This is a genomic window from Frankia gtarii (assembly GCF_025403375.1).
In the GTDB taxonomy this organism is placed as follows: domain Bacteria; phylum Actinomycetota; class Actinomycetes; order Frankiales; family Frankiaceae; genus Frankia; species Frankia gtarii.
This window is the reverse complement of the sequence record NZ_JAMPTM010000286.1, coordinates 1-8,276: the sequence shown is the minus strand read 5'-3', so window position 1 is coordinate 8,276 and position 8,276 is coordinate 1. Positions and strand designations below refer to the sequence as shown.

The following is an 8,276-nucleotide window of genomic DNA, read 5'->3' as shown; positions in this document are numbered from 1 at the left end:
GCCGCCGGGGGCGCCGGGGCGGGTTTTGTGGCGTTCACGGTGTGCATGCTCGCCGTGCGTCTGGTCGGCGATCGCGTGATGGTGCGGTACAGCCCGACGCGGACGGTGCGAGGCCTCGCGGCGGTCGCGGGCGTGGGGTTCGCCGGCGCGCTCGCGGTCGGCACCCTGCCGTTCGGGTCCGCCGCCGGCGTGATCGGTTTCGGCGCCCTCGGTGTCGGCACCGCCTGCGTGGTGCCGGCCGTGTTCTCCACGGCGGGCGGGCTCGACGCGTCAACGGGAACCTCGATCGCCGTGGTCAGCACGGTCGGCTACGCCGGCTGGCTGACCGGACCGCCGGTCGTGGGTGGGCTCGCCGAGCTCATCGGCCTCCACCGTGCCCTGACGGTCGTGCTTCTCCTGCTCGCGACGATCGCCGCCTTCGCGTCTGCGCTGCGCGCCCCCCGCCCGGATCACGCAGTGGGCGAACAATGCCCCGTCCGGCCGGTGGCCGGCGGCGGGACGGCGTCCTCATGATCCACCGCTGGCTCATTTCCGTCGCTGGCTCATTTCCGCGCCCGCCGAAACCCCGGCAGCAACGTCTGGACCAGCGCTTCCGTCTCGGCTTCAGCCCGGCCACTCCGCCGGGTCCCGCCGGCGCCGATGGTCCGGTACATCTCCGTGGTCACCGCCTCGAGCGTGCGGCGATCGCCCCGAGCCGACACGGTGCGCAGCAGGTCGCGCCACAACGCCTCGGATGCCGGCACCGCCCGCAGCCCGGTACGGCAGGCGGCCATGGCCGTCATCGTGTCTCCGAAGCTCAACGTGAGCTCGGCGAGGCGGTGGGCCACATCGACGACGCCGGCCCGGGTGCTTCGCGCGATGGGGCCGGTGGTCGCCCACCGGTACCGACCGGTGGGCAGGTTCGTCCACAGCGGGCCGCTGACCATCCGCAGGGCCGTTGTCAGATCCGCCTCGGTGTCGCCCCCGGGCATGCCGGCCCGATGGGTGTAGGCGACGAACAGCTCCCAGTCGCAGCGCACGTCCGGGCTCAGCCGCCACCGGCCCTGCGGGTCGAGGGACAGCCGGGGCCGCCCCTCGGCGTCGACTCCGAGCCAGTGGCGGGCCTCGCCCAGCGCGGCGTCGACGGCGTCGTCGCCGGCCGCGGCGTCCGGGGGCCAGATCTCCTCGGCGAGCAGTCGACGGTGCGCACCCTCGCGGTGCAGGGCAAGGTACACGGCAATCTCGGTCAGGAGATCGAGGTCGTCCGTCGGTTGCCGGCCCGGTCCTTCAACGGTGGGTAGTCCCAGGACGCGGACCTGGGCCTCGCCCGTGGCCATCGGCTCGTCGGACCGCGGCTCGCGCACCGTCGCCGGCGTGGCTGTCACGGCCGGCGGTGGTGCTGACGCTGTCATCGCTGCCGCTGCCGTTGGTACCGCGGTCGTTGGTACCGCGGTCGTTGGTGATGGCAGAACCGGGCCGGCCGGCCAACCCCGGCCGCTCGGAATGGTCGTCTCCCCGTCGGAGTAGTTTCCCGGCCCCTGGGTGCGCGCGGTCCGCGCGGGTTGTGGCCCGCCGGGTTCTGGTGCTGCTGGTGCTGGCTCTGCCGGTGCTGCGCCGGGGATCTCGTTGGGTGGCGGAATCGGCGGACGCGGTGGGGATGCCGGGCGCGGCGGAGTCGGCACCCGCTCGGGAGGTACCGGGAACCGCATGGGCTCCGGCTGTGAGGCCGGCATCGCGGCCGGAGCGGCATTCACCATCTGCTCCGCTGTGCCCGCCGGGGCCTGTGCCTGACGGTTGGCCCGCATGCGCGGGGTCTCGAAGTAGAGCACCGCAGGCACGTGGGGAATGTCAGTTGGCCGGATGAGCGGACTGCTCGGATGAGACAGCAGCGTGGAGCCGGTGTCGTCCGGGTCGGTGTCACCGGGTGCTGCCAGGCGCGGCGTGGGAGTCGGGCCGGATGCCGGTGTCGTCCGGTGCGCCGGCTCGGCGTCAGGAGGCACGGAGATCGGGGACGCTGCCGGTCCGGGTGGCGCTGCCGGTCCGGGTGACGCCGGACCGCCCGGGGAGACGAGTGGGGCGGGCGGCGGTCCGAGCGGAGCCCGGCGACCGTTCGCCGGCGGTCGGGTGGAATCCTCGTCTGCCGTTGGGGGACCGGAGGCCCGCGGGCCGGGCGCGTGTGGGATCGCCGAGAGCTGCGGCGTCCATGGCAGAACGCCGGGAACGGAGTCGGACCGGGCCGGTGGTCGGGTGATCTCGTCGCCCGGGGTGGGGTGCGCCATTGCGGGGTGCGCCGTCGCGGGCACCGTCCTGCCGGGGGCCGCCTGCGACGCCCCGCCGACGCGCGCGGGTCCCGTCGCCGCCGGTGGTGGCTGGGGCGGCGGCGGGGCGACGACGAGTGGAGGAGACGCCGGACCGGGCTGCGGCGGCGTGCTGTCGTCGGCTGGTCCGGCGGGAGCCGGATAGGCCGCAGCGTCCGCCTCGCGGAACAGTGCCGCGATCGCCTGGTACTCCGGTCCCGTGATGGACTGCGCCCATACTTCGACGCCCAGCACGCCCAGCGACATCCGACGGTCAGGCCCGACCGTGAACCGCCACCGGGCGGCCGGGGAGTCGCCGACAGTGAGGACGCCGACGGCGTGCCGGCGTCCCCGGGCCATTCTCGTCAGCCGAGCGATGTCGGCCTCGTGCGGCGGCGCCGCGAGGACGAGCAGGTCGGGGGCCAGCGCGCCGGGGTTGCCGGCTATCCGCTGACCCGCTTCGAGCGGAAAGTCGTCAGCGGTTCCGCCGTCGAAGTCCGCATCTTCGTCGTCGGGCCCGGACAGCTCGTCGAGGGCCTCCGCAACGCTGACCGCGGTCCACAGGCGTTGCGGGGCGATCGTCAGCAGCTCGTCGAGGTCGTCGTCGGCGGCGAAGCCGATCAGGCAGACCCGCAGGTCGTCCGACCAGACATTGGTTGCTAGCTCGAGGGCGACGGCGATCACGATCTGCGTTGCGATCGCGCGGTCACCGAGGAGGCTGATCACACCGGGGGCGCCCTCGAGGTCGACGAGAATGCGCGAGCCGGCGTCGTCATGTCCGAAGCTGACCAGCGCCGGGAACGGAGCGGGCACCGCGGGGCTTGGCGGGATCGCGGAGTCACCGCCCGCCCCCGGCTGAAGCGCGGGCGTGCGCTCGATCCACCAGGATCCGGGAACCTCTCCGACCGTCCAGGGCGGCAGTGGCGGCTCGTCCTGCGCCGGCGCCATGTGCAGGATCAGCGCATCCTCGGTGAGGATGGCGGCGTAGACCGCGGGAAGCAGCCGACCCTGACCGGTGAGCGAGGCGGACAGCACCCGCAGCGACCGGTCGATGAACCGGGCTGCCTCGGTGTCCGCGGCGAGCAGCAGTGCTCGTTCCGCGGCGTCTTGTGGTGGTTGCGCCGGCCCGCTGCGGCGCCCGGCCAGCGCCACCATCACTCCGGCCGCGAGCAGGCCGGCAGCCGCGACTCCCAGGAAGTCCGGTGGCGGCGCGAGGGAGGCGGTCACCAGCTGCCCCGCCGCCGGTTCCGGTGCGTCTGGCACGGCCGGAAGGCGCGATGCCTCGTACCGGTTCTCGGTTCCACCTGACCTGGCATCGAGGACGGTATCGGCGCCCGCGGCATCGCCGAAATCATCATGATCAAAAAGATCGCCCAGATCATCGTCGCCGTCTGCGCCAGCCGAGGGTTGCGGCGGGCCGGCGGTGCCCTCGGGCATCTGCAGCACGCGCAGGCCGTCGCCCTGGGCGTCGGCGGGCAGGAGCAGGATCCACCCGGCGTGGATGAGGGACGGCTTTGACAACACCCGGCCGTCCGGCTGGGTGCGGCCCTCGTTCAGATCGAAGATCTCCCGGTATCGCAGCCCGTCACCGAGAAAGCGTTCGGCGATGCCCCAGAGGGTGTCGTGATGGCGTCCCTCTGCCGGGCGTACCTCGTACAGTTTCACCACTCGCTCGCCGGGGACGAGGCGACCGTGCCGGTCCGCAGCCGGGCTGATCAGCTCCGGGCGGTCCGCGTGCCAGGGCGGCGACAGCTCGTCCTGGCCGAAGACAGGCTCCTGCACCGGGGGGACCGGCGCGGTGAATCCCGCGGTCCACGCCCCGTTCGAGTCGCCGAAGTCGCCCGGGTCGTCGAAGCCGTCTGAGTCATCTGAGCCATCCAGGTCATCCGGATTGTCGAAGCCGTCGAAGCCGTCGAAACCGTCGTGCCGATCACCGCGATGGGGAGCGTCCTCATACCCGCCGTCGCCCGCAGGCCCCTCCGGTGCCGAGCGACCGCCGCCGCGCGACGTGGCTCGATCGGCGGGCCTGGCGGGTCGGCCGGTGGATGGGACGGGTAGGGCGGCCCACCCGCGGGGGGCCGGGACCGGTGGGTCCGCGTCGTCGGGCGCGACCCTGGTGTCGAGGCCAGTCCCGCGGTTCGTGGCCACACGCGGAGGGCCGTCGCCATCCGCCACCCGAGGTGGCGCCAGTTCCGGGCGCGGACCTGCCGTCGGCATGGCCCGCAGCGCCTCGGCCGCCCCGGGCCGTGTGCCGCGGGCCGTCTCCTGCCCGTAGGTCACCGGAACCACGAGAGCTGTGGTGCCCGAGAGCAGCAGTGCGGTGACGACGAGACGGCGGGCAAACGTCTGGGGGGCGCCGCCGAAGGGGATTCGCGGGGCGAGGCCGCTGCCGCGAACCTCCGCGCGCCACTCCGCAGCGAGACAGGCGATGAAGTGCGCCCACGCCGCCCAGAACAGCAGGGCCAGAATCGCCCGGACGACTCCGCCCGCCCCACCGCCGCCCTGGATCGGCGGGCCGAGCACCAGCGCGAGGATCGCGGGGATGCCGAGAACGGCCACGGCGATCGCCGCGATCGCCCCGGCTGCCTGCAGCCGCTCCCGCGCGCGCTCCTCGGCCGGAACCGGTGGCACCGCCTGCCGGGTCGGCACGGCTGCGGGACCGGCGGCACGACCGCCGCCCACCGCCCCTGCGGCCCGGCCGCGCCGCCACTTCGCAGCCGGCTGCGGTGGGCCTGGCTGCGGCGGGGGTTCCGGTGCGGCCGGGGTTCCCGCAGGGGCGGGCGGATGCGAGGGCGACGGTGCCGAGGGGAACGGCGTGGTCGACATGGTTCGTCCCCGATCAGGCGCAGGGTCGGGCGGACGTGCGTGCCGGGCGAGGGGCGGCGTCGGTCCGCAGGGTCCGCCGCGTGGCGCTCATGCTAGGTGCACTGCCGCGAGAATCCGGGGCGAAGTAAGAGTTCTCTGGCCTTCTTGTGACGATTAACCTGATCCCGTAGCCGGACGCCCGGATCGATGAACGCGGACGTGCTCGGGAGCAGTCGGCGGGGAATGCGGCGCGGCCGGAACCGCCGGTCGGCGCCGTCCGGAGCTCCCTTTGGGGGCGGCGCGCAGTGGGCATCCGGCCTCCTCACGCTGCTGCGCCGAGACGGCGACAGCGGGACGAACCAGGTGTAACCGTACCAGCGCGGTCGCGGAGCGGGAACGTGGGGATGACGGATACGGGAGCTCTCACGCACGATGAGCATTCGGTACCCGATCCAAGACTAATTGTCCGGATTAAACCTTACACTGAGTAATTTCTCCCTTTGCGAGCCCGCGGTGTTGGTCGCGCGTACCGAGTACAGGGATGCGGCTTGAAGGGATTCGCGGCGGCGAGCCGGCGAGCTCCGGATCGTTTCGCCATCACAGTGCCCGAGAGCTGGTTCGCGTTGGATCTGAGGCCCGGCACGGCCATGTGTTCGATCGATCCTCTCGTTCGCGCCCATATCCGCGGCACGCCGATGCTGGCTGGGGGTCGGGCGGTCGTGTCGGCGCCGCGTGACGCAGCACGTGTCGGTCTCCTCTTTCCGTCATGACCCGTGACCGGGAGATCCGATCCTCGCCGTGGGTGATCTCGTGTTGGGGTTGCAGGAGGAGTCCCAGCCGTCGACGCCGGGCACGCCACGCGTGGCCCAGGTCGAGCGCCGGAGCCTGAACGTCACGGTGGCCAACGCACTGCACAGCCTGTTCGGCGCGGTGGCCGCGACGTTCCGTTTCGTTCCCGACGGCCCCGACTTCCGGGTGCCTGGCTGACGGGTCGTCGGCGGAACAGATCGGTGGGGACGCGACCGGTTTCGGTTCCTCCGGGGTCGTTGGTTCGTGGGACCGGACTGCCCTGGCCGTGCGGGACCCGGCCTGGTGGCGTCTCGGCATGGCCGCCAGCCTGTGGCGCATCACCGCCTTATCTATTAAGTTAAGTAAACCTAAGTATGGCTCGCAGTTCGATGTGGAGGCATTGGATGACGGACCAGCGGCGACGCGTCGACAGCGCACCGGTCACGGCGGGACGTTCCCTGATCAGGGCTGCCCCGTACGGGAGCCTCGCGCTGTGGGGTGGTCCGGTCGCACACGGCCTGCGCTTCGCGATGGCGGTGACCGCGGATGTGCCGTCGAACGCGCAGACCGGCCCCGTTGCGTTGCCCTGGCCGCCGCCCGGGGTGTTCCCCGCGCACCCGGTCTATGGATCGATGTCACCCGCGGAGGAGCCGTCGACCGAGCCGACGGCGAGCGGTTCGGCTGTTTCTCGGGTGCTGCTGCTCGCTCCGACCCCGTTTGCCGCAGGCCTCGGCGACCAGGACGTCGCGGCCCGGCTGAACCTGTGCGGGTCGGCACCCCACTCCGGGCAATGGGTCTCGGTCGCGTTCGGTGGATGGGTCGCCCCGCTTCCTGCGGACGCGTGGCCGGCGGCCGCCGCCCGCTTCGCGCAGCGGCACCCGACCGCCGATCTGTTCGATCTCGGCTCTGGCTGGTCACTGCTGCAGATGGAGGTTGCCGAGGCCGTCGTCCGGACCGCCCGGGCCCGCCTCCTTCTTGGTGCCGAGGCGGCGGTCGGTCTGCTGGGGGGTGCGGCTGGGCCTCGTCACTGATTCGGCGGGGCGTAACACCGGTCAACCGGCGCTTTGGATCTCGCTCTGGATGTCGGCGAGCCGGATGCGTAGCTGGTCGAGCTGGGCGTGCAGCTCGGTGAGGGTGCGCTCGTAGCCGGGCCAGACGGTGGTGCGGAACTCGGTCGCGCCGCGCCCGTCCCAGTTCTCCGGGTCGGTGAGGGTTCTCGCGGTGGACCGCAGCTCGTCGAAGCGGGAGAGCAGCGGACCGTTGACGATCGAGGCGAGGTCCGAGACCGCGGCTATGGCCTGCGGGGTGCTGCGAACGGTGATGTCGGACGGCGAGGTCACGGTGTCCTCCAAGATGATTTCGGCCGGCATGAGAACAGGCAGCTGAGGGCGACGTGGGTGAAGCGACGGCGATCAGCTTCCTGCCGCGGCGGTCCGCCTGTTGATCTCGGTGATGCCGCGGGCCAGTTCGGTGAGATCGGCGTGCAGGTTCGTGAGCGCATGCTGCACCTCCGGCCAGACCTGCCCACGGAAGACCTGCGCCTTCGGGCCTTCCCAGTTGTGCGGATCGGCGAGGGTGTTGCCGTGGTCGATGAGGTTCCCGGCAGTCGTCTGCAGACTGGGCAGCAACTGGCTCATGCGGGCGGCGGCCTGCATCGCCGCCGGGGTCGTGACAGTTCTCATGTGATTCCTTCCGCGGTGGGTCGGAGACGGAGCGGGCCGGGGAGGGCGGCCGGCGGGCAGGTGACCTGGACGGGGAGCAGGACTCCACGCTGGATGAGCAGACCCCGGCCCGCTGGCACGGGTCCGGGGCCGGCCCGAGGGAGCCGGAGACCGAGAAGCTCTCCGTCGACGGGCCGTCTCGGGGCGAGCAGCAGGCCGTGTCCCGCACGGCGGACGTCGACGACGAAGCCGCGGTACTGAAGGACCAGCTCCTCCGTCGAACCGGCGAGGACGAGCGCGCCCCCGGCGTCGCGGGCCTGCTGCCAGAAGCTCGCCAGCTCGGTGGCCGCCGGCTCGCCGATCAGCTCGGCGTCGTCGACGAGGACGACCGGTGGACGTTCCCCCGGCATGACGACCCAGGGTGGGATCGCTTCGGCGGTGGGATGGGCCGTTCCACGGGGTGGAAACGGCAGGGCCGCGCCGACCACGTCGCCGGACCCGGCAACGTGGTCAAGACCGGCGTCCACCACGGCCAGCACGCGCGGATGGCCCGCGAGCATGCGCAGGGGCGAGGGGCGCGGCGTCACCGCGACGATGTCGGCACCGCCGGCCAGCAGCGACAGTGCGATGGTGAGCAGCGTCGAGCTGCGCCCCGAGCGCGGCGGCCCGCCTACGACGAAACCGGGCTCCGCACCGAGGTCGATGTCGACCACGTCCAGTTCGTCTCCGCCGAGTCCGAGGGCGG

General features: G+C 72.6%; 5 protein-coding genes and 2 pseudogenes. 3 read left to right on the top strand and 4 right to left on the bottom strand.

The window, feature by feature from the left end:
* A pseudogene (locus tag NBZ83_RS27090) lies at positions 1 to 513 on the top strand (sugar MFS transporter); the annotation flags it as partial.
* Positions 514 to 542: 29 nt separating this feature from the next.
* On the opposite strand, the gene NBZ83_RS27085 reads toward NBZ83_RS27090, so the two are convergent.
* Positions 543 to 4,925 (bottom strand): LysM peptidoglycan-binding domain-containing protein, encoded by a 4,383-nt coding sequence (locus NBZ83_RS27085; RefSeq protein WP_261576047.1) that lies wholly within the window; start codon positions 4,923 to 4,925, stop codon positions 543 to 545.
* Between the two features lie 954 nt (positions 4,926 to 5,879).
* On the opposite strand from NBZ83_RS27085, the gene NBZ83_RS27080 reads away from it, so the two are divergent.
* The gene (locus NBZ83_RS27080) at positions 5,880 to 6,068 is read left to right on the top strand and encodes a hypothetical protein (RefSeq protein ID WP_261565525.1); all 189 of its coding nucleotides are present in this window, start codon (positions 5,880 to 5,882) and stop codon (positions 6,066 to 6,068) included.
* 206 nt (positions 6,069 to 6,274) lie between these two features.
* Entirely contained in the window at positions 6,275 to 6,901 is a 627-nt protein-coding gene (locus tag NBZ83_RS27075) for a hypothetical protein (protein ID WP_261576046.1), read from the top strand.
* 21 nt (positions 6,902 to 6,922) lie between these two features.
* On the opposite strand, the gene NBZ83_RS27070 is transcribed toward NBZ83_RS27075, so the two are convergent.
* The 3 genes and pseudogenes from NBZ83_RS27070 to NBZ83_RS27060 all read right to left on the bottom strand — a co-directional run.
* Positions 6,923 to 7,240: a hypothetical protein gene (locus NBZ83_RS27070; protein ID WP_261558342.1), complete on the bottom strand. Its 318-nt coding sequence runs from the start codon at positions 7,238 to 7,240 to the stop codon at positions 6,923 to 6,925.
* Between the two features lie 42 nt (positions 7,241 to 7,282).
* Complete coding sequence (locus tag NBZ83_RS27065) at positions 7,283 to 7,552, bottom strand: pyrophosphorylase (protein ID WP_261565527.1); 270 nt, start codon at positions 7,550 to 7,552, stop codon at positions 7,283 to 7,285.
* A pseudogene (locus NBZ83_RS27060) lies at positions 7,549 to 8,276 on the bottom strand (FtsK/SpoIIIE domain-containing protein); the annotation flags it as partial. The gene NBZ83_RS27065 and the pseudogene NBZ83_RS27060, both read right to left, overlap by 4 nt.

Bases quoted from the DNA above. Each gene is read 5' to 3' on its own strand.
- NBZ83_RS27075 (WP_261576046.1), top strand. From the start codon at position 6,275: ATGACGGACCAGCGGCGACGCGTCGACAGCGCACCGGTCACGGCGGGA.
- NBZ83_RS27070 (WP_261558342.1), bottom strand. From the start codon at position 7,240: ATGCCGGCCGAAATCATCTTGGAGGACACCGTGACCTCGCCGTCCGAC.
- NBZ83_RS27065 (WP_261565527.1), bottom strand. From the start codon at position 7,552: ATGAGAACTGTCACGACCCCGGCGGCGATGCAGGCCGCCGCCCGCATG.